This window comes from Mannheimia haemolytica, assembly GCA_900638155.1.
GTDB classification, from domain to species: Bacteria; Pseudomonadota; Gammaproteobacteria; order Enterobacterales; family Pasteurellaceae; genus Mannheimia; species Mannheimia glucosida.
In genome coordinates, this window is sequence record LR134495.1 from 2,077,946 (window position 1) to 2,097,819 (window position 19,874).

Below are 19,874 nucleotides of genomic sequence, written 5' to 3' on the forward strand. Positions count from 1 at the left end.
CAATCACCAAATGAAGAAAATATGCTATTCTTGAGTGCAAAAAATTAACAAAGGAACGCTTATGCAAATCTTGGATTTATTACACCATCGCCGTTCAAATAAAAAATTTGGCGATAAAGCCCCGAATGCAGAACAGCTTGAACAAATTCTAAAAGCAGGCCTCCGAGTGCCGGATCACGGGCGATTAAAACCTTATCGCTTTGTGGTGATTGAAAAAAGCGGTATGCCACAGTTTGGTGAATGTTTAAAAGCTGCGGTAGAAGAATTTGAGATGGGCGAGGAACCCTTAAAAAAGGCGGAAAAATTAGCTAATCAAGCTCCAATGATTATCGGCGTAGTGGCAAAATTAGACGACAGTATCGCCAAAGTACCAAGTTGGGAGCAGATGATTACCGCAGGTTGTGCCACCTACGCCATTCAGTTAGCGGCAAATGCACAGGGCTTTGATACAGTTTGGATCACCAATAAATGGATTAACGGCACAGCCCTTCGCTCTGCTTTTGGTTGCCAAGAATCGGATAAAATCATTGCTTTAATTATGCTTGGCTCACCGGCAGAGGGCGAGCAAATTGCATTAGCCCCTGAAAGTGAAAGTTTAGAGGGGTTTGTACGTTATCTTAAGTAAGCAGGTTAACAGATAAAAGTTAGTAATAAGGGCGAAAAATATTTCGCCCTTTCTTTTCTCTGTTTTTCCTTACTTCTTCCACCCTTTTAACGCATCAGCAAAAGCGTTGTTGCCAAATGTGTTGCGGTTATCACGTTGCAAGCGGTCATTTTTCTGCGGATTTTTGCGAATTTCTGCTGAATTTCGACCGCTTGTCAGCTCTTTTTTGTCGGTTGGTTTGTCGTCTAAACGCATTGTTAGGGCAATACGTTTACGAGCAGCATCCACCTCAAGCACTTTGACTTTCACCACATCACCGGCTTTCACTACCGTGTGCGGATCTTCCACGAAAGAGTTGGAGAGCATTGAAATGTGAACTAAACCATCTTGGTGTACGCCAATATCGACAAAAGCTCCAAAGTTTGCCACATTAGTGACTGTACCTTCCAAAATCATACCGGCTTTGAGGTCGGTAATTTCTTCCACGCCGTCCATAAACACGGCGGTTTTGAACTCTCCACGAGGGTCACGCCCCGGTTTTTCCAGCTCTTTGAAAATATCGTTCACTGTTGGTAAACCAAACTGCTCGTCCACAAAATCTTTGGCGTTGAGCGAGTGAATTTTAGTGCTGTTACCCATTAATTCTGCAAGTGTTGAGGTGGTTGCCTGTAAGATTTTTTCTACCACCGGATAAGCTTCCGGGTGAACACTCGAGGCATCAAGGGCATTTTTCCCGCCGATAATTCGCATAAAACCGGCACACTGTTCAAAGGCTTTCGGCCCTAAACGAGGCACTTTTTTCAGCTCTGAACGGCTGGTAAAACGTCCGTTTTCGTCACGGAATGCTACAATATTTTGTGCCAATGTTTTGGTCATTCCCGCCACCCGAGCCAGCAACGGAGCAGAGGCAGTATTCAGATCCACGCCCACCGCATTTACACAATCTTCTACTACCGCATCGAGTTTACGGGCAAGTTGGGATTGGTTTACATCGTGTTGATACTGCCCAACACCAATCGCTTTTGGTTCGATTTTCACCAACTCGGCAAGTGGATCTTGCAAACGGCGGGCAATCGAAACCGCTCCACGCAATGAAACGTCTAAATTTGGGAACTCGTTAGCGGCAAATTCCGAGGCAGAATAGACCGATGCCCCAGCCTCACTCACCACCACTGTTTGAGGTTTATTCTCTTTGATTTCTTTAATTACCGTTTTGGCAAAACGTTCGGTTTCACGAGAAGCCGTACCGTTACCAATCGCAATCAGCTCCACATTGTGCTTTTTAATTAAGCTGAAAATCGTAAGTTGTGCCTCCGCCTCTCGCCCGGTGTGAGGGTAAATTGTGGCGGTATCCAGCAATTTACCGGTGTTATCCACCACTGCCACTTTCACGCCGGTACGCAAGCCCGGGTCTAGCCCCATTGTATTTCTCGCACCGGCAGGGGCTGCCATTAATAATGCCGAGAGATTGCGGGCAAACACATCAATCGCCTCTTCTTCAGCTTTTTCACGCAGGGTTGCCATTAATTCAGTTTCTAAATGCAGAGCAGCTTTGATTTTCCACGTCCAAGCAATCACTTGATCACGCCATTTATCCGCCGGCTGATGATTGAAAATCACGCCCAAATGCTCACGAATAATCTCTTCACAATGGCTGGATTTTGGGCCTTCTTCCGCGGTCGGATCGGCATTTAATGAAAGCGATAACACTCCTTCATTTCGCCCACGGAACATCGCCAAAGCACGGTGGGAAGGCACGCTGTTAAACGGCTCGCTATGAGCAAAATAATCACGGAATTTCTCGCCCTCTTCCTCTTTGCCGTCAATCACTTTCGATTCCAACGTGGCGTAAGCGGTCAAATATTGGCGAAGTTTTGCAAGTAGTTCGACATCTTCGCTAAAACGCTCCATTAAAATATATCTTGCCCCATCTAAGGCGGCTTTAGTATCCGCAACGCCTTTTTCCGCATCAATAAAGTTTGTGGCTAAGGTTTCAGGATCTTGTTTCGGATCATTCCATAAACTGTCCGCCAATGGCTCTAACCCTGCTTCAATCGCAATTTGCCCTCTGGTACGACGTTTAGGCTTATACGGCAAATAGAGATCTTCCAGCTCGGTCTTGCTTTCACTGCTGAGGATTTTGGCTTTTAATTCATCGGTTAATTTGCCTTGTTCTTCAATCGACTTCAAAATGGTTTGGCGGCGTTCGTCCATTTCACGCAAATAAATTAAGCGGGTTTCAAAATGGCGAAGTTGGGTGTCGTCTAGCCCGCCGGTCACTTCTTTACGGTAACGGGCGATAAATGGAATGGTATTGCCCTCATCTAATAGCGTGATGGCTGCAAGAATTTGGTGTGAGCCAACGTTGAGTTCGCCGGCAATAATTTGGCTGATTTTTAGATTTAAGTCAGTCATTAGTTTTCCTTCAATAAATTTGCTCGAGGTTTATCCAATTTCTCAAGCTCGGTCAATGTTTCGGCAATTTTTTGCAGATTCGGCTCTTTTTTCGCACATAACACCATATTTTCTAAGCTATCTGCTTGGTGATAATAAGGAGCTTTGCTTTTGACAGCCTGCTCAAATTGCTGATAAGCCTGTTGAAATTGACCCTGTTTACATAAAAAAGTGCCGTAATTATTCAGCACATCAGGGCGGTTTTGACTCAATTTCAGTGCCGTTTGGTAGGCTTTTTCGGCATTTTCAGCATCACCTGTTTGTTGGTAATAATAGGCAAGCACCGAATAAGGGAGGTAATCTTTTTCATCGTGAGCCAAGGCTTTATCAATATTCTGCTTAGCTTTTGGGAAATCATTTTGCTCCAGATAAGCTAAAGCCAAATTAATACGGGCTTTTACCGCTTCCGAGCGGTTAAATTCGACTTCAGAGGAAGAAGGGGGAAGAGAAGAACAAGCCGCTAATAAAAAAATCAGAATACAAGCGGTCATTTTTGGAAAAAATTTTGCAAACATAGCGTTCTCCTACAACAAAGGGCTTAATTTTACTGTTCCATCCTCGCTAAGACTAGCGATTTTTTGCGAAGAAGAAAAATTTTTCGTGTTCATTTTTCGACGCAGATCGCAAAAATAATAATGGGGTGTTGTGTGGTATTTCACTTTGTCCCAATATACTTGACATCAAAAAAAACTTGCATAAACTAACCACTTATGATTACAAGGTCTCACAATGACAACTCCTGACAATCAGCCTGTAGCAGCATTTAACGTATTTCTGACTAAACACGCTCAAAAAGAATTCTCAGCATTACCTGTTTCACTACAAGCTGCAACAGCCGATGTAATAGCCGAGCTGAAAACCTATGGTAATCAGCTTACCGAACCTGAAGTAAAATCGCTTCAAAACGGGCTTAAAGAATTAAGAGCGAAATCAAGAGAAGGGATTTCCCGTAGTTTCTTTTTCTTTATGGCAGGAAAGCAAGCGTACATTGTGCATATCTTTCAAAAGAAGAGTCAGAAAATACCGAAACAGAACCTTGAGCTTGCTCTTGAACGTATGAAGAAATTAAAACAGGAATTAGAAAATGGCAAAAGATCTTGATTTAGAAGTCGTCCCTTTTGATGATGTCTTACGACAAGCGATGAGAAACCCTCAATTTAAACAGGAATTTGATGAACTTAGGGTGCAAAGAGAATTGGCACAGATACTCAAACAAGCTCGTTTAGAGAAGAATCTCACACAGGCACAAGTTGCCGAACTTTCGGGCATTAACGTGAAAAATATCAGCCGATTAGAGAGAGGCGTTATTTCACCTAAATACGCAACAGTAGTTCGTTATTTGAATGCATTAGGTGGCTCATTTCAATATGTTCCACATTTGGGGTAAAAGAAAAGGCAGAAACCTCTGCCTTTATACTACTCAGATTAATGGGTTTTAACCGCAATACCCTGCCCAAATTTACGTTTTTCAAGGGTACGTTTAGTGCGGTCAATCACATCGCCGGCAAGCTGTCCGCAAGCGGCATCAATATCATCACCTCGAGTTTTACGCACTGTTACTGTGAAACCATACTCCATCAAGGTTTTTTGGAAACGATCTACCCGAGAGTTGGAGCTTTTACCATAAGGAGCTTCCGGGAACGGGTTCCACGGAATCAAGTTAATTTTACACGGCGTGTTTTTCAATACTTCCGCAAGTTGGTGAGCGTGGTCGGTACTGTCATTGACGTGATCTAACATCACATATTCAATCGTGACCTTGCCGTGGTTGGCATTAGAAACTTCAAGGTATTTATTCACCGAATCCATCAACATTTTTATGTTGTATTTTTTATTAATCGGCACTAATTCATCACGCAGCTCATCGTTCGGGGCATGGAGTGAAATCGCCAACGCCACATCAATTTGCTCACGCATTTTGTCTAATGCAGGTACTACACCCGAAGTAGAAAGCGTAACACGACGTTTAGATAAGCCATAGGCGAAATCATCTAACATAATTTCCATTGCCGGAATCACGTTATTCATATTCAGCAGCGGTTCACCCATTCCCATCATTACTACATTGGTAATCGGGCGAACACCGGTTACGCCAAAATTACCGATAATTTTAGAGGCTCGCCAAACTTGGCCGATAATTTCCGCCACGCTTAAGTTGCGGTTAAAGCCTTGTTGAGCCGTTGAGCAGAAAGTACAAGCCAACGCACAGCCTACTTGTGAAGAAACACACAGGGTTGCACGGTCATCTTCAGGAATATATACCGTCTCGATTTGCTGATCGCCCACTTGCATTGCCCATTTGATTGTACCATCTGCAGAACGTTGTTCTATCGCGACTTCTGGGGCTTTAATTTCGGCAATACGTTTTAATTTTTCACGCAATACTTTATTGATATTGCTCATATTGTCGAAATTTTCTTCGCCAAAATGGTAGATCCATTTCATTAGCTGGTCGGCACGGAAAGGTTTTTCCCCCATTTCAGCAAACAGTTCCCGCATTTCTTGACGATTAAGATTTAATAAATTGATTTTTTCTTTTGGTTGTTCAGCAGACCCACAGCCTGCATTGGTAATCAGTTCTGACATAAAGTTGAAAGCCTCGTTATTACACGGATTACGGCAAAAGGTTGGAGCAAATGCCCTTATTTTGCGATTGGATTTTAAAGCGTGCAATTTTACTGGCTCTTGAGGGATTAGGCTAGTAATTTTTAATCAAAAGGGCTGAATTGCCTGAGTAAACTTATCAAGAATAACCTTATAAAAAACAAGACTATTTACATCATTCTCAATGTTCTATAGAATAGCTGTCGATAATTCTCATTCTCAATAATATTAAGGAGGCTGAAAATGAAACTATCAACAATTAAAAAAGCATTGGTATTAACCTTTGGTTTAAGTGCAGCAATGGCAATGGCAGAGCCGTTTAAAGTAGTGACCACTTTTACCGTGATTCAAGATATTGCACAAAATGTCGCCGGTGATAAAGCCACTGTGGAATCCATTACCAAACCGGGTGCTGAAATTCACGATTATCAACCAACACCAAAAGACATTGTAAAAGCTCAAAAGGCAGACTTAGTGTTATGGAACGGTATGAACCTTGAGCGTTGGTTTGAACGTTTCTTTGAAAATGTAAAAGGCAAACCGGCGGTTGTCGTCACCGAAGGCATCACCCCAATGCCGATTACCGAAGGTGAATATAAAAACCTGCCGAATCCGCACGCTTGGATGTCCACCGACAACGCATTAATTTACATTGAAAATATTCGTGCGGCTTTAGTAAAATATGACCCACAAAACGCAGACACCTATAATGCGAATGCAAAAGCCTATGCTGAAAAAGTAAAAGGCATTGCCGAGCCGTTACGCCAACGTTTAGCCTTTATTCCTGAACAGCAACGTTGGTTAGTAACCAGCGAAGGGGCATTTAGCTACTTGGCAAAAGACTACAACTTAAAAGAACTGTATTTATGGGCAATCAATGCGGAAGAGCAAGGTTCGCCAAAACAAGTGAAAAAAGTGATTGATGGAGTAAAAGCCAATAAAATCCCTGTTGTCTTTAGTGAAAGTACTGTTTCCGACAAACCGGCAAAACAAGTGGCGAAAGAAACCGGTGCATTATACGGTGGCGTAATTTATGTGGATTCTCTTTCAGAGAAAGATGGTCCGGTTCCAACCTATTTAGATTTGCTTAAAGTGACCATCGGCACTATTGTCGAAGGGTTTGAACGCAGCAAAAAATAATAAGATTTAGCAATGACAACTATTTCAGCCTCTATTTCCATCGAAAATTTATCGGTTCGTTATAATAACGGACATATCGCTTTGCAAGATGTCTCATTTCATCTGGAAAACGGCACAATTTGTGCATTAATCGGCGTGAATGGAGGGGGAAAATCCACACTGTTTAAAAGTTTAATGGGGCTGGTTAAGCCATTAACCGGCTCTGTTAAACTGAGTCAGCTCCCGATTGCTAAAGCCCTAAAACAAAATTTGGTTTCTTATGTGCCACAAAGTGAAGAAGTGGACTGGCAATTTCCGGTTTCGGTTTACGATGTGGTGATGATGGGGCGATACGGCTATATGAATTTTCTACGCCGCCCAAGCCAAACCGATAAGCTCAAAGTAGAGCAAGCAATGCAACGCCTTGATGTTTTACATCTGAAAGACAGGCAAATCGGCGAACTTTCCGGCGGGCAAAAAAAACGGGTATTTTTAGCTCGTGCCTTAGCTCAAGAAAGTAAAATCATCTTACTTGATGAGCCTTTCACCGGTGTTGATGTTAAAACCGAAAATGCGATTGTTGAGCTACTTAAACAGCTTAAAAACGAAGGGCATTTAATTTTAGTTTCAACCCACAACCTTGCCAGCGTACCGAGCTTTTGCGACCAAGTCTTGATGATCAATCGCACACTACTGGCAAAAGGTAAAACGGAAGAAACCTTTAATAATCAAAATTTAGAACGGGTGTTCGGCGGTTTATTGCATTATCAAAAGTAGTTTTAAGTCAAAAATAGGGAGGTAAATACCTCCCCATTTTTGTATCACTGACTCTTAGAATATGCAAAACTGAGGAAAAAAATGACCGCTTGCACAAGAATAATCGTCGGCCCTGTTGCAGCATCAATATGGTAGCTAAGCAATGTGCCGAATACCGATGAAAATATCGCAACGCCTAGGGCAATCAACAACATAGTATCAAACCGCTTAGTCAGCAGATAAGCGGTGATCCCCGGGGTAATCAACATTGCCACCACTAAAATCACACCTACTACTTGCATTGCACTGATAATGGTTAAAGCGAGCAAGGAAAGTAAACCATAATGCAATAATTTAACCGGTAAGCCAGCTACCTTGGCTTGATTAACATCAAAGCAATAGAGTAAGAAATCTTTGCGTTTTGCGACCATTACTGCAAATGTAAAAAGGCTGATCGCCAAAGTCTGAATCAAATCGCTTTTGGTTACACCTAACAGATTACCAAATAAAATATGGGTCAAATGCTCGCCGGTATTAAAAGCGGTAAACAGTAAGATCCCAAAGGCAAACATACCTGAAAATACAATCCCCATTACCGTGTCTTCTTTCAAGCGGCTATTTTCTTTTAAATAACCCACCGATAAGGCACAACCTAAACCTGAAAAAAACGCCCCTATTGAGAGTGGCAACCCTGCAAGTGAGGAAATCACCACACCTGGCAGTACGGCGTGCGAAATTGCATCGCCCATTAAAGACCAGCCTTTTAACACCAAATAGCAAGATAAAACCGCACTTACGCCAGCAACTAAAATTGCGGTAATCAACGCAACTTGCATAAATTCAAATTGCAAAGGCTCTAAAACCCAATTAAGCATTTTGAGCCTCCACACGGTGTAATTTCCGCTTTTGGGTAATCAAGCCATATTTAGGGGCAAAGCAGAATGCGAATAAGAAAATCAGGGTTTGTAAGCACACAATTACCGCCCCGGTTGCTCCGTCTAAAAAGTAGCTTAAATATGCCCCAATACCTGATGTCAGCGTGCCGATAAGCATTGCAATCACCACTAATGTGGGGAAGCGGTCAGTGAGCAAATAAGCAGTTGCGCCGGGCGTGACGACCATAGCAATCACTAAAATTGCCCCAACCGTTTGCAGAGCCACTACCACACAGGCACTTAATAAGGTAAAGAAAATCACTTTATAGCGTAATGGCGAAAGCCCGACTGACAATGCGTGGTGTTCGTCAAAAAAGACGAGTAGCAAATCCTTCCAAAATAGGATTAAACCCAGTAGCGAAATCGCAATAATCAGCACCACCTGCCACAAGTCATCATCAGCAATGCCTAAAATATTTCCCATTACAATCGAATTCACATCAACCGAAGTTGGATTGAGGGAAACAATAAACATACCGAGTGCAAAAAAAGTCGTGAAAATAAAACCGATAACTGCATCTTCCTTAATTTTGGTCAGGCTTTTTACCCAAAGAATCGACAATGCCGCAAAAATGCCGGAAAAAAACGCACCAACGGCATAGGGCAATTTTAGTGCATAAGCAATGGCAACACCCGGCACCACAGCGTGCGATAGGGCATCACCAATCAAAGACCAGCCTTTTAACATCAAAAAGGCGGAAAGAAAGGCACAAACCAAGCCCACGCCCATACTGACAAAAATCGCTTTTTGCATATAGTTGTAGGCAAAAGGTTCTAATAAAACATCAAGCATAAAATCCTAACAAGTTGTTGATAATAGTTCGCATATACTATCATATAAACCCCTTTTCTTGTATGGATTAAACTTAAATATCTACTTTAAATTGATAAGGATCAGGATAGCGATAACGAAAACCAAGTTCTTGGCAAATTTTATCTGCCTTTACCACTCTTACAAGCGGTTGATTTTCTTTAGAAAAATGCAAATCCGCTAGCCCAAAACGCTTCGCCATTTCACCATAATAATCTTTACGGCTTGGGTGCTGTTCGGCACATAAATGAAAAATACGTTTCCCATTCGGTTGCTCCAATAACAAAGAAATGGCTGCGATACAGTCCTCTAAATGCACTAGATTGACTGGTTGCCCTGCCCCACTCAAATTTTGCTTCCCAGCCAAATAAAAAACCGGGTGTCGCTTTTTCCCTACCAAACCGGCTAAACGCAAAATATCGCAATGAATTGGCTGATTCAGTAGCCAGTTTTCCATTTTTACCAATAGGTTAGCAGAATCAACCGTTGCATTTTCATCAAAAACACCCGATTCCATTGGCAAAACTGAAGTTGAGCTAGTGAAAATCAGATGTTTCAAGCCCTTGTCTATTGCAAGCGAAACTAATGTTTGAATACCGCAAAGGTAATTTTCAGGGCTAATTTGGCTAGGTGGTAAGGCAATCACTAACGCATCAGCGGCAAGTAATTGCTCGATCTCGCTTGTCACTGCTAACGCATTTAAATCTAAAGGATAGCATTCTATCGATAAATCTGTAATTGTTCGCTTAGTCCCTGCAACACACCAGCCCTTATTTTGTAAGGCTTCAGCTAAAGGTAGCCCGAGCCAGCCAAGCCCTAAGATGGTAAGCTTTTTCATCATTAATGTTTCTCAAGAGTAAAATTGGAATGAGGGGAAATTTAGATATAAAAAAAGCACCTCTTGGTGCTATCTACTTTTAATTTTAGATTGGAGCGGGAAACGAGGCTCGAACTCGCGACCCCGACCTTGGCAAGGTCGTGCTCTACCAACTGAGCTATTCCCGCATATTTGGTATATTATCGAAATGGTGCCCGAGGCCAGACTTGAACTGGCACGCCCCGAAAGGCGAGGGATTTTAAATCCCTTGCGTCTACCGATTCCGCCACTCGGGCTTCGATAACTATCATATTGTTAAAATTTAATTCTTCTAAATGGTGCCCGAGGCCAGACTTGAACTGGCACGCCCCGAAAGGCGAGGGATTTTAAATCCCTTGCGTCTACCGATTCCGCCACTCGGGCAGCACGATATAGAAAAATTGGAGCGGGAAACGAGGCTCGAACTCGCGACCCCGACCTTGGCAAGGTCGTGCTCTACCAACTGAGCTATTCCCGCATATTTTAAATTGTTGATTTTCTAAATGGTGCCCGAGGCCAGACTTGAACTGGCACGCCCCGAAAGGCGAGGGATTTTAAATCCCTTGCGTCTACCGATTCCGCCACTCGGGCAGCACGATATAGAAAATTGGAGCGGGAAACGAGGCTCGAACTCGCGACCCCGACCTTGGCAAGGTCGTGCTCTACCAACTGAGCTATTCCCGCATTTAAAAACGCTACGAACCTCGTAGCGTCTCAACAGGTGCATATTCTATGGATTTCAGATTTAATGTCAAATAAATTTGTAGGAAATCTGTAAAAAATCGTTTAATTGGTGAAAAATAACGCTTTTTGCAAATTTTTCATCAAATTTGACCGCTTGCAGCCGCCTTATTTGTTGAAATCATAATCAGCAAATTTCCGACAAATATCAATTACAACCTTTGTGGCTTTTTCCATCGTATCAACCGAAATAAACTCAAATCGTCCGTGGAAATTTTCGCCGCCGGTAAATAAATTCGGGCAAGGCAAGCCCATAAATGAAAGGCGTGAGCCGTCAGTGCCGCCACGGATCGGTTCTAAATTCGGCTCAATGCCTTGTTCACGCATTGCGTTTTCGGCAATTTCAACCAAGTAGCCGTAATCGTCCAGCACTTCACGCATATTGCGATACTGCTCGACAATCTCGACTTTTCCGCAGTGTTCGCCGTAAAGCTGTTGCATTTCTGCCAAGGTGTCGTTCAGCATTTTGCCGAATGAGGCTAATTCATCACGTTCAAAACTACGCAAAATATAGTGAATTTCTGCTTTATCAATGCCGCCCTCGATGCCGTGCAACATAATAAAGCCTTCACGCCCTTCGCTGGTTGCAGGGGTTAAATGGGGCGGCAGACGGTGTTGGAACTCGCAAGCTCGCTCTAAGGCGTTGATCATCTTACCCTTTGCCGTGCCGGGGTGAACGCTTCGCCCGAAGAACGTAACGGTCGCTGCATCGGCATTGAAATTTTCATACTGCAATTCGCCCAGTGACCCGCCATCTAGCGTAAAAGCAACATCGGCACCGAATGCCTTTACATCAAAATGATCTGCGCCTCGACCGATCTCTTCATCGGTGGTGAAGCCGATGCGGATCTTGCCGTGCGGAATGTGCGGATTGGCTTGTAAATACTCGATAGCCGAGAGAATAATCGCAATGCCGGATTTGTCGTCTGCGCCAAGCAAAGAGGTGCCGTCAGTGGTGACTAAGGTGTCGCCAATCAGCTTGTTTAAATTCGGGAAATCCGCTGGCGAAAGGTAATCACCACTGCCGTTTAGCAAAATATTGCCGCCTTCATACCGCTTGATCACCTGTGGTTTGACGTTTTCACCATTAAAATCGGGCGAAGTATCAACGTGAGCAATTAGCCCAAGCACCGGCAGGGTTTTATCAATATTGGCAGGCAAGCTGGCGAACAGATAGCCGTTGGGGTCAAGATAAATCTCGCTTAGCCCCATCGCCTCTACTTCCGTTTTCAGCAGATGAAGCAAATCCCACTGCTGTTGCGAGCTTGGCACAGTTTGGCTTTTCGGATCTGAGGTTGTGTGAATTTGGGTGTAACGTAGTAAACGGTTAAGAAGGGATTGTTTCATTATCTTTCCTTACTATTAATTAGTTTAGAGTTTAGTGCAACCAATTTTCTAATTTTAAATCAGGTACCATTTTAAATGCCTGATCGCTAGAAACTAAAATACACTCTTCAGCAAGAGCGTGGCTAGCAATCATTTGATCCTGCACTCCCATTACTTTGCCATTTTTCTCCATCTCTGCCCGTAACTTGCCATAAAGTTCAGCACAACGATAATTCCAATCTAAAACCTTTACACTCGATAAAAAATAATCTAAAAATTGAGAAAGCTGCCCATTATTTCTTTTCGCCACACCATAAACCAATTCAGCAGCAGTTACAGATGAAATACAAAGCTTCTCAGGATTAATGGATTTTAATTTTGCCACTACATTTGTATTTCCACGAAAAAAATAGCTTACAGTATTCGTATCTAACATATACATTTAAGCCACCTCAAAAGGATCCCTTTGCTCAAAGGATTGGTTTCTCTCTTTTGTGTCTAAAAATGTTTCATCACATACAACAGCAGGCAATAGCTCAAACAATTTTTGCCAATGCTCGGCATTTCTCGATCTCAATGATAATAAAATATCGCCATTTTCTTGTTTAGAAACATAGACTTGCTCGGCATCGAACTCAAATTCAACCGGTAAACGTACCGCTTGGTTTCTCCCATTACGGAATAATCTCGCAATTTTTTCCATCTGTTCCTCCAATAGGTAGTGTATATGCCAAAGTATATGCCTATTTTATATAACTGGCAAGATAACCCGTTCTCAAATACTCAATAACATACTGATTTCAAATCACAATATTACCAACTAATAGTCGGTTTACGTTTCTGCTCAACGCAATCTTTCAAATAAAGATTGATCAATGTTTGGTAAGGCAAATTCACCTCTTCGGCAAGTTGTTTAAAATAGCTGATAACATCGTCTTCAATCCGAATAGTGACCACACTTTTGCTTTTTAGCCCTTTTGCATAAGGGTTTTTCACTGCATTAGAAAAATCGTATTCTTCTCTCATTTAGTTTACTCCTCTTGATATACACATTCAGCTAGAAGAAGTTTACGCTCTTTTATATGTAAATAAAATATATTTACACCTTATAAACAAAAACGATTTTTACGATACAGATCGCAAAAATCGTTTACATTTAAAATAGCTATTTATTAATCACGTTTCATTGAAACGACAAGTGCATTCAATGTTTCAATTTGTGCCTTTTGCATCTCAATAATTTCGGCTTGATGTGAAATTGTTTGTTTCAGCAGAGCAATTTCAGAGGCTAAATTTTCATCAGTAGGGTTAACAATATTGATGCAATGATTATTTCCACTCTCTTGGAAATAAACAATATTTTTCTCCCCCAATGCCATCAATTCTAATAAATCATAATTCAGCACTTCACAAATTTGACGGAGACGGGAAATGCTAAGTTGCGTTTCGCCACGTTCGATTTTGGCATAGCCCTGTACAGAAAGCCCGACTCTCTCAGCCATCTCTTCCTGCGACCAACCTCTTGCTTCACGCAAAAAACGGACTTTTTCATTTACATTCATTGTTATCTCCATAAATTCGGTAGAAATCTTCACTTTGAGTTGATTGTAGAGTATTAAACGATAATGACATAATAAATTTAACATCATCTTTTGAGGAAAATTATGTCTCGTCGTTACTTGTTCTATTTTAGCCTATTAATATCTCCGTTTACATACTCTAACGAAGAAATTAATGAGGCACTCAAACTAGATCCTCGTGTACAGCAATTTGCCGAAGATTTGATGCAAAAAGAGTATTCCTATGAAGATGCGTTTGAAGTTGCGGTGGTACAAGCCAAACAGTGTCTTTATGGAAAATCACACCCAAACAGTAGGATCTGCCAATCCTACGGATTGTGGAAAATTTACCTAACCAAATAACAGGAGAAATACTTTGAAAAAGACAATTTTAGCTTTATCAGTCTTATTGATTTCTTACTCTGCACACGCAGTAAGATGTTCTGATTTTGCTACGCAAGCCCAAGCTCAAGCTTATATGCATCAAAATGGTGCTTATAAGTTAGATAGAGATCGTGACGGTATAGCTTGTGAACATTTACGCCGTTAATCATTGATTTATACCATAGAGGGCAGATTTGATTGTGATCTGCCCTTTTCCTTTTTATCCGCCCACAATCTCTCTTAGCAAATTTTCCACAAATTCTAACCGCTTGCGGTTGTCTTCGAGTGCTAAGCGGAATTTGAACTTCACCGCCCCTTCAAAACTGTACACCGCCGGTTGTTTTTGGATTAAGGCGATAAACTTCATCGGGTCGGGTTGGGCGGTCGGTTTAAATTCAAGATAACCGCCGTGAATGCCGGCATCAATTTTCTTAATCCCAAGCGTTTGTGCCACCAAGCGAAGTTGGGTAATCGCAAACAGATTTTTGGTTGCCTCTGGGAGCAAACCGAAGCGGTCGATCAGCTCCACTTTCAAGTTGTTCAGGCTTTGCAGATTTTCGCTGCTTGCGATCCGCTTGTAGAACGACAGACGCATATTCACGTCCGGCAGATAATCGTCCGGCAACAAGGCTGGCACACGCAATTCAATCTCCGCTTGGTGTTGGGTGATTTCATCGAGGCTCGGCTCTCGCCCTTCTTGCAAGGCTTTGACCGCATTTTCGAGCAAGTCCATATAGAGCGAAAAACCGATGCTTTCAATCTGTCCGCTCTGCTCCGAACCGAGTAATTCGCCTGCACCACGGATTTCTAAATCGTGGGTCGCCAACGCAAACCCTGCCCCGAGATTATCAATGGTACTCATCGCCTCCAAACGTTGTTCGGCATCTTTGGTGAGTGTTTTCGGGTGTGGCGTGAGCATATAGGCATAGGCTTGGTGATGGGAACGCCCGACCCGTCCACGCAGTTGGTGCAGTTGTGCTAGCCCGAATTTGTCCGCCCGTTCGATAATAATGGTATTAGCGGTTGGCACGTCAATCCCCGTTTCAATAATGGTGGAGCAAACCAACAGGTTAAAGCGTTGATGATAGAAATCGCTCATCACCCGCTCCAATTCACGCTCACGCATCTGCCCGTGTCCGATCACAATTCTTGCCTCTGGCACAAGTTCCGCCAATTTCTCGGCACAGTTTTCAATGGTTGCCACATCATTGTGCAGGTAATAAACCTGCCCGCCACGCAGAATTTCACGCAAAATTGCCTCACGGATCACCACATCATCACTTTGTCGCACAAAGGTTTTGATTGAAAGTCGGCGAGCCGGCGGGCTGACGATAACCGAGAGATCACGCATTCCGTTGAGTGCCATATTCAGCGTTCTTGGAATTGGCGTGGCAGTGAGGGTCAGAATATCCACATTGGCACGCAGTTGTTTGATCTTCTCTTTTTGGCGTACGCCGAAACGGTGTTCTTCATCAATCACCAGCAAGCCGAGATCACGGAACGCTACATCGTCTTGCAACAGTTTGTGCGTGCCGACCAAAATATCCACTTTGCCCTCCGCCACATTTTGCAAAATCGTTTTCTGCTCTTTGGCGGTTTTAAAGCGAGAGAGTACTTCCACATTCACAGGGTAGTTGGCAAAACGGTCTTTAAAATTCTCATAATGCTGTTGGGCAAGCAAGGTGGTTGGGGCAAGAATGGCAACCTGTTTATGGTTCATCACCGCCAAGAAAGTCGCTCGAATTGCCACTTCGGTTTTGCCGAAGCCGACATCGCCACACACCAATCTATCCATCGCTTTGGCTTGGCACATATCGCTAATTACGGCATTGATGGCGATTTTCTGATCGTCCGTTTCCTCAAAAGGAAAGGTAGCACTAAACTGATCAAATTCCGCTTTGTCGTAGGCAAACGCAAAACCGGTTTGGCTTTCTCGTTTGGCGTAAACATCGAGCAATTCTGCCGCCACATCACGGATTTTTTCCGCAGCACGTTGGCGGGTTTTCGCCCACGCCTCACTGCCTAATTTGTGCAGCGGTGCAGTTTCGTCCGCCCCACCGATATAACGGCTGATTAAATGGAGCGAGGCAACCGGCACATAGAGCTTGGCATCGTTAGCATAATGTAGCACGAGATATTCGGCTTTGATTCCACCAGCGTCCAGCACGTTTAAACCGCCGTAACGCCCCACGCCGTTTTCCAAATGCACCACCGCCTGCCCGATTTTCAGCTCAGCAAGGTTGCGGATTAGGGTATCTGGATTGACGGTTTTGCGGTTTTTCTCACGCCGTGTTTGCACCTTTTCGCCTAAGAGATCGGTTTCGCAAATTATTGCTAAATTTTGACCGCTTGTATTTATTGATGGCGCAAGCGTCTCGCTTGTGCCATTTGCATTTTCAATAACAAAACCTTGATCAAGCGGTGAAATAATTAGAAAAGTTTGCAAATTGTCGTTTGGTACAAGCGTGGACGCTTGCACCATCATTTCATCAATAGAGCCTACCTGCTTCGGTTTCACCCCAAGCGGAGCAAGCAGATCCAGCAAGGTTTCTCTTCGCCCTTCGCTCTCCACCGAAAACAGAATGTTGCCGTCAAATTTTTGGCGGAATTGCTGGAAGGCAGAAAACGGTTCTTTCGCGGAAGATTGAATGGCAATATCCGGCAAGTTCGCCACATTTGCATTCATTTTCGCTGCTGATTTACGGATTTTCTCCGAGGTTATCGTTAAACGAGGATAGCCTTTCAGCCAGCGATTCACCTCATCAATCGCAAACCAGAGATCGCTCGGTGGCAGTAGCGGTCGCATCGGATCCACTCGGCGGCTTTCATAGCGGTTTTGGGTATCTTGTTGAAATTGTTCGGCTTTTTGCTGAATATCAGCGAAAGTGATAAACAGCGTTTGGGCTGGGAAATAGTCAAACAGGCTTGCCATTTCCTCAAAAAACAACGGCTGCCAATACTCAATCCCTGCATTCAAAATGCCTTTGCTGACTTGCTGATAAATATGCTCCGGTTCACGACGGATTTCACCGAATTTTTCACGGAATTTGGCTCTAAAATGCTCGATCCCGTTGCTATCGGTCGGGAACTCGTGTGCCGGCAGTAAATTGATTTCGGCAATTTCCGTTTTGGTGCGTTGGTTATCCACATCAAAGGTGCGGATACTGTCGATCTCATCATCGAAAAAATCGAGGCGAAACGGCTCTTCTGCTCCCATCGGGAATAAGTCTAAAATCGAGCCACGCACGGCATATTCACCATATTCCAACACCTGTTCCACCGCCCGATAGCCGGCATTTTCCAGTTGTAACCGCAGTTTTTGAATCGAAAAACGGTCGCCTTTTTTAATCAACAGCACATTGTTAGCGAGATAATTCGGCGGGCAGACCTTCTGCATTAAGGTGTTAATCGGTAACAGCAAAATCTGCTGCCGCCCTTGTTGCAGTTCAAACAGGGCGGAAAGTCGGGCGGAGATAATGTCTTGGTGCGGCGAAAAATTGTCGTAAGGCAAGGTTTCCCAATCGGGGAACAGTTGCACCGGCAGCCCTGCAAACTGTGGCAAGGCTTTTTCCAAGCGTAACGCGGTGCGGGTATCGGGCGTGACTACCACCGTCAAGCCGTGAAAGGCTCGGGCAGCTTGGCTGATAACAAGGGTATCGGAATGCCCGACAAGGTTGCCGAGAGTTTGATGATCTTGAAAATTGCCGTCAGATTTCGGCAGATTAAGTGAAATTAGAGACATACAAGCGGTCTGTTTTTGATAAAAAATTGCAAATTGTTGCTTAGTTTACTAAAGCACGGCTGATTGTGCAAAATAAGCGGAGAAATTATGTTATCTAGATCGCATTGCGAAAAAATTCTGATAAAATGTTCCTCTTTTTTAACTCTTACTCACACATATTATGAAAAATAAAATTTTAGGAAGTGCATTAATGATTGCAGGCACTACCATTGGTGCAGGAATGCTGGCAATGCCGCTTACCTCTGCCGGAATGGGCTTTGGGGCAACTGCATTATTATTAGTCGGATTATGGGCTTTGTTGGCTTATACCGGTTTATTATTTATGGAAGTGTATCAAACCGCATCACAAAAAGATGTCGGTGTGGCAAGCCTTGCCGAGCAATACTTTGGCTTAATCGGGCGTGTGTTAGCAACTTTCAGCTTGCTCGTACTACTTTATGCCCTACTTGCTGCTTATATTACCGGCGGTGGTTCATTGTTAGCCGGTGTAATGCCTGAAATGGCAGATGCTGATATGAAACTAAAAATTAGCATTTTAATTTTCACGGCGGTATTAGGTGCATTTGTAGTCGTTGGTGTGAAATCGGTTGATGGTTTAACCCGAGTACTGTTTTTGGGAAAAATTGTTGCTTTTATTGCCGTGTTGCTGATGATGCTGCCTAAAGCGAAGCTGGAAAACTTGACGGCAATTCCATTAGATAACTTACTCATTATTTCTGCTATACCCATTTTCTTCACTGCGTTCGGTTTCCACGTTATTATGGGAACAATTAATAGCTATTTAGACGCAGATATCGGCAAGGTTCGTAAATCTATTTATATCGGGACGGCAATTCCGCTAGTGGCTTATTTATTGTGGCAGCTCGCTACACACGGGGTATTAAGCCAAAATGAATTCACCACAATTTTGACACAAGATCCGACCTTAAACGGCTTGGTGAAAGCCACTAGCCAGATTACCGGTAGTACGATTTTAGGCGAAATGGTTCGCTTATTCTCAGTGCTTGCATTGATTACCTCATTTTTAGGGGTTTCGATGGGAATTTTTGAAGGCGTGGGCGATTTGTTAAAACGCTTAAATCTACCGACTAACCGTTTATGGCTGACCATCGCCACCTTTACACCGCCAATTCTGTTCGCTTTATTCTATCCGAACGGCTTTATTAAGGCATTAGGTTACGCCGGTTTACTCTTTGCGTTCTATGGTATGATTTTACCAATCGGCTTAGCGTGGAAAGCACGTCGCCAATATCCGAATTTACCTTACCGTGTGATTGGTGGTAATTTGGCATTAGTGGTTGCGTTAATTGCCGGTATTATCATTATGGTAATTCCGTTTTTAATTCAGGCTGGCTATTTACCGCAAGCGGTAGGCTAATATTGAAAAGGGCTACGATTCAATATCGTAGCCCTTTCTATAAGTTACAAGCGGTCATTTTTCGATGACTTTTTACAGATTAGCCAATCAACTGATACAAAGCCTTAATTTGATGCTCTTTCAATGCCCCACCAATTTTCTCTCTGCCGACAAAAATCTTAAACATCGCGTTGCCTTTTTTATTAATGAAAATCAGGGAAACCGTGCGTTTTCCCATAAAAGGGCGATCTAATAAATAAATTTTGGCACAATTTTCGTGGCGTAGATGCCCTTGTAAGCCACCGCCCTCTTTATGTTCGAAATTGTAAAATCCACGAGAAATTGAACCGCTTGGGAGCTTGCCTACAAACTCAATAATGGTATCTTCCGTATGGGAAATCAGCGTAATTGCATCGTCCCATTCGTGGATTTCCTGTAACACTTCGGCAAAACGCTCTCCTTCGGTTACTTTTAGCATTTCAGCCGGTAAATTCAGCATTACCTCTTCCAGCGTGCATTGATATTTTGCCGCTAACATTTCTAAAATTTGCCCCGGATTTTCGGCTAATTCATTGCGTAGGGCGGTTTGTTGTTCGATTGATATCATTAAATGTTCCTTTAAGTAA

Annotated in this window: 21 protein-coding genes and 6 tRNA genes; 8 read left to right on the top strand and 19 right to left on the bottom strand. The window is 43.2% G+C overall.

The window, feature by feature from the left end; translation table 11 throughout:
* Positions 1 to 61 precede the first annotated feature (61 nt).
* Entirely contained in the window at positions 62 to 625 is a 564-nt protein-coding gene (locus tag EL242_RS10130) for a nitroreductase family protein (RefSeq protein WP_126302486.1), read from the top strand.
* A gap of 69 nt (positions 626 to 694) precedes the next feature.
* Here EL242_RS10130 and EL242_RS10135 read toward each other — a convergent pair whose 3' ends face one another.
* Both EL242_RS10135 and pilW read right to left on the bottom strand, forming a co-directional pair.
* The gene (locus EL242_RS10135) at positions 695 to 3,019 is read right to left on the bottom strand and encodes a Tex family protein (RefSeq protein ID WP_126302487.1); all 2,325 of its coding nucleotides are present in this window, start codon (positions 3,017 to 3,019) and stop codon (positions 695 to 697) included.
* Positions 3,019 to 3,573: a type IV pilus biogenesis/stability protein PilW gene (gene pilW / locus EL242_RS10140; RefSeq protein ID WP_006251773.1), complete on the bottom strand. Its 555-nt coding sequence runs from the start codon at positions 3,571 to 3,573 to the stop codon at positions 3,019 to 3,021. Before pilW ends, EL242_RS10135 begins: the two co-directional genes overlap by 1 nt.
* A gap of 214 nt (positions 3,574 to 3,787) precedes the next feature.
* Between pilW and EL242_RS10145 the strand changes: the two genes are divergently transcribed.
* Positions 3,788 to 4,159, top strand: coding sequence for a type II toxin-antitoxin system RelE/ParE family toxin (locus tag EL242_RS10145; RefSeq protein ID WP_126302488.1), 372 nt, complete (start codon positions 3,788 to 3,790; stop codon positions 4,157 to 4,159).
* Positions 4,143 to 4,445, top strand: a complete 303-nt coding sequence (locus tag EL242_RS10150) for a helix-turn-helix domain-containing protein (protein WP_126302489.1) — start codon at positions 4,143 to 4,145, stop codon at positions 4,443 to 4,445. The genes EL242_RS10145 and EL242_RS10150 overlap by 17 nt, the downstream gene beginning before the upstream one ends.
* A gap of 38 nt (positions 4,446 to 4,483) precedes the next feature.
* Here the strand turns inward: EL242_RS10150 and EL242_RS10155 are convergent, their stop codons facing one another.
* Entirely contained in the window at positions 4,484 to 5,644 is a 1,161-nt protein-coding gene (locus tag EL242_RS10155; RefSeq protein ID WP_126302490.1) for a bifunctional tRNA (adenosine(37)-C2)-methyltransferase TrmG/ribosomal RNA large subunit methyltransferase RlmN, read from the bottom strand.
* 261 nt (positions 5,645 to 5,905) lie between these two features.
* On the opposite strand from EL242_RS10155, the gene EL242_RS10160 reads away from it, so the two are divergent.
* Together EL242_RS10160 and EL242_RS10165 are read left to right on the top strand one after the other, a co-directional pair.
* Positions 5,906 to 6,802, top strand: a complete 897-nt coding sequence (locus tag EL242_RS10160) for a metal ABC transporter substrate-binding protein (RefSeq protein WP_006251769.1) — start codon at positions 5,906 to 5,908, stop codon at positions 6,800 to 6,802.
* Between the two features lie 12 nt (positions 6,803 to 6,814).
* Positions 6,815 to 7,558, top strand: coding sequence for a metal ABC transporter ATP-binding protein (locus EL242_RS10165; protein WP_126302491.1), 744 nt, complete (start codon positions 6,815 to 6,817; stop codon positions 7,556 to 7,558).
* A 44-nt stretch (positions 7,559 to 7,602) separates the two neighbouring features.
* Here EL242_RS10165 and EL242_RS10170 read toward each other — a convergent pair whose 3' ends face one another.
* From EL242_RS10170 to EL242_RS10235, 14 genes are all read right to left on the bottom strand, one after another.
* Positions 7,603 to 8,412 carry a metal ABC transporter permease gene (locus EL242_RS10170; protein WP_126302492.1) on the bottom strand — a complete coding sequence of 270 codons (810 nt, stop codon included), beginning with the start codon at positions 8,410 to 8,412 and terminating at the stop codon, positions 7,603 to 7,605.
* The gene (locus tag EL242_RS10175) at positions 8,405 to 9,265 is read right to left on the bottom strand and encodes a metal ABC transporter permease (protein ID WP_126302493.1); all 861 of its coding nucleotides are present in this window, start codon (positions 9,263 to 9,265) and stop codon (positions 8,405 to 8,407) included. The genes EL242_RS10170 and EL242_RS10175 overlap by 8 nt, the downstream gene beginning before the upstream one ends.
* A gap of 73 nt (positions 9,266 to 9,338) precedes the next feature.
* Entirely contained in the window at positions 9,339 to 10,124 is a 786-nt protein-coding gene (locus EL242_RS10180) for a GDP-L-fucose synthase (RefSeq protein ID WP_126302494.1), read from the bottom strand.
* Between the two features lie 88 nt (positions 10,125 to 10,212).
* A tRNA-Gly gene (locus tag EL242_RS10185) sits at positions 10,213 to 10,288 on the bottom strand.
* 21 nt (positions 10,289 to 10,309) lie between these two features.
* Positions 10,310 to 10,396: transfer RNA gene (locus EL242_RS10190), tRNA-Leu, on the bottom strand.
* A gap of 40 nt (positions 10,397 to 10,436) precedes the next feature.
* Positions 10,437 to 10,523: transfer RNA gene (locus EL242_RS10195), tRNA-Leu, on the bottom strand.
* A gap of 18 nt (positions 10,524 to 10,541) precedes the next feature.
* Positions 10,542 to 10,617 (bottom strand) — tRNA-Gly (locus EL242_RS10200).
* A gap of 26 nt (positions 10,618 to 10,643) precedes the next feature.
* Positions 10,644 to 10,730 (bottom strand) — tRNA-Leu (locus tag EL242_RS10205).
* 17 nt (positions 10,731 to 10,747) lie between these two features.
* Positions 10,748 to 10,823: transfer RNA gene (locus tag EL242_RS10210), tRNA-Gly, on the bottom strand.
* 165 nt (positions 10,824 to 10,988) lie between these two features.
* Positions 10,989 to 12,227: a peptidase T gene (pepT, locus tag EL242_RS10215; RefSeq protein WP_126302495.1), complete on the bottom strand. Its 1,239-nt coding sequence runs from the start codon at positions 12,225 to 12,227 to the stop codon at positions 10,989 to 10,991.
* Positions 12,228 to 12,258: 31 nt separating this feature from the next.
* A complete protein-coding gene (locus tag EL242_RS10220) occupies positions 12,259 to 12,648 on the bottom strand; it encodes a type II toxin-antitoxin system VapC family toxin (RefSeq protein ID WP_126302496.1) in 390 nt (129 codons plus the stop codon).
* Positions 12,649 to 12,909 carry an antitoxin gene (locus EL242_RS10225; RefSeq protein WP_126302497.1) on the bottom strand — a complete coding sequence of 87 codons (261 nt, stop codon included), beginning with the start codon at positions 12,907 to 12,909 and terminating at the stop codon, positions 12,649 to 12,651.
* A gap of 110 nt (positions 12,910 to 13,019) precedes the next feature.
* Positions 13,020 to 13,232: a BrnA antitoxin family protein gene (locus EL242_RS10230; RefSeq protein WP_126302498.1), complete on the bottom strand. Its 213-nt coding sequence runs from the start codon at positions 13,230 to 13,232 to the stop codon at positions 13,020 to 13,022.
* Positions 13,233 to 13,378: 146 nt separating this feature from the next.
* Positions 13,379 to 13,768, bottom strand: coding sequence for a helix-turn-helix domain-containing protein (locus tag EL242_RS10235; RefSeq protein ID WP_172595359.1), 390 nt, complete (start codon positions 13,766 to 13,768; stop codon positions 13,379 to 13,381).
* Positions 13,769 to 13,870: 102 nt separating this feature from the next.
* Here EL242_RS10235 and EL242_RS10240 point away from each other — a divergent pair, with 102 nt between their 5' ends.
* Positions 13,871 to 14,128, top strand: coding sequence for a hypothetical protein (locus tag EL242_RS10240; protein WP_126302500.1), 258 nt, complete (start codon positions 13,871 to 13,873; stop codon positions 14,126 to 14,128).
* 13 nt (positions 14,129 to 14,141) lie between these two features.
* Positions 14,142 to 14,315 carry an excalibur calcium-binding domain-containing protein gene (locus EL242_RS10245; protein WP_126302501.1) on the top strand — a complete coding sequence of 58 codons (174 nt, stop codon included), beginning with the start codon at positions 14,142 to 14,144 and terminating at the stop codon, positions 14,313 to 14,315.
* Between the two features lie 54 nt (positions 14,316 to 14,369).
* Here the strand turns inward: EL242_RS10245 and mfd are convergent, their stop codons facing one another.
* Positions 14,370 to 17,891: a transcription-repair coupling factor gene (gene mfd / locus EL242_RS10250; protein ID WP_126302502.1), complete on the bottom strand. Its 3,522-nt coding sequence runs from the start codon at positions 17,889 to 17,891 to the stop codon at positions 14,370 to 14,372.
* Positions 17,892 to 18,051: 160 nt separating this feature from the next.
* On the opposite strand from mfd, the gene EL242_RS10255 reads away from it, so the two are divergent.
* Positions 18,052 to 19,269, top strand: a complete 1,218-nt coding sequence (locus EL242_RS10255; RefSeq protein WP_126302503.1) for an aromatic amino acid transport family protein — start codon at positions 18,052 to 18,054, stop codon at positions 19,267 to 19,269.
* Between the two features lie 79 nt (positions 19,270 to 19,348).
* On the opposite strand, the gene hutX is transcribed toward EL242_RS10255, so the two are convergent.
* On the bottom strand, positions 19,349 to 19,855 hold the full coding sequence (gene hutX / locus EL242_RS10260; protein WP_126302504.1) for a heme utilization cystosolic carrier protein HutX: 507 nt from the start codon (positions 19,853 to 19,855) through the stop codon (positions 19,349 to 19,351).
* Between the last annotated feature and the right edge of the window lie 19 nt (positions 19,856 to 19,874).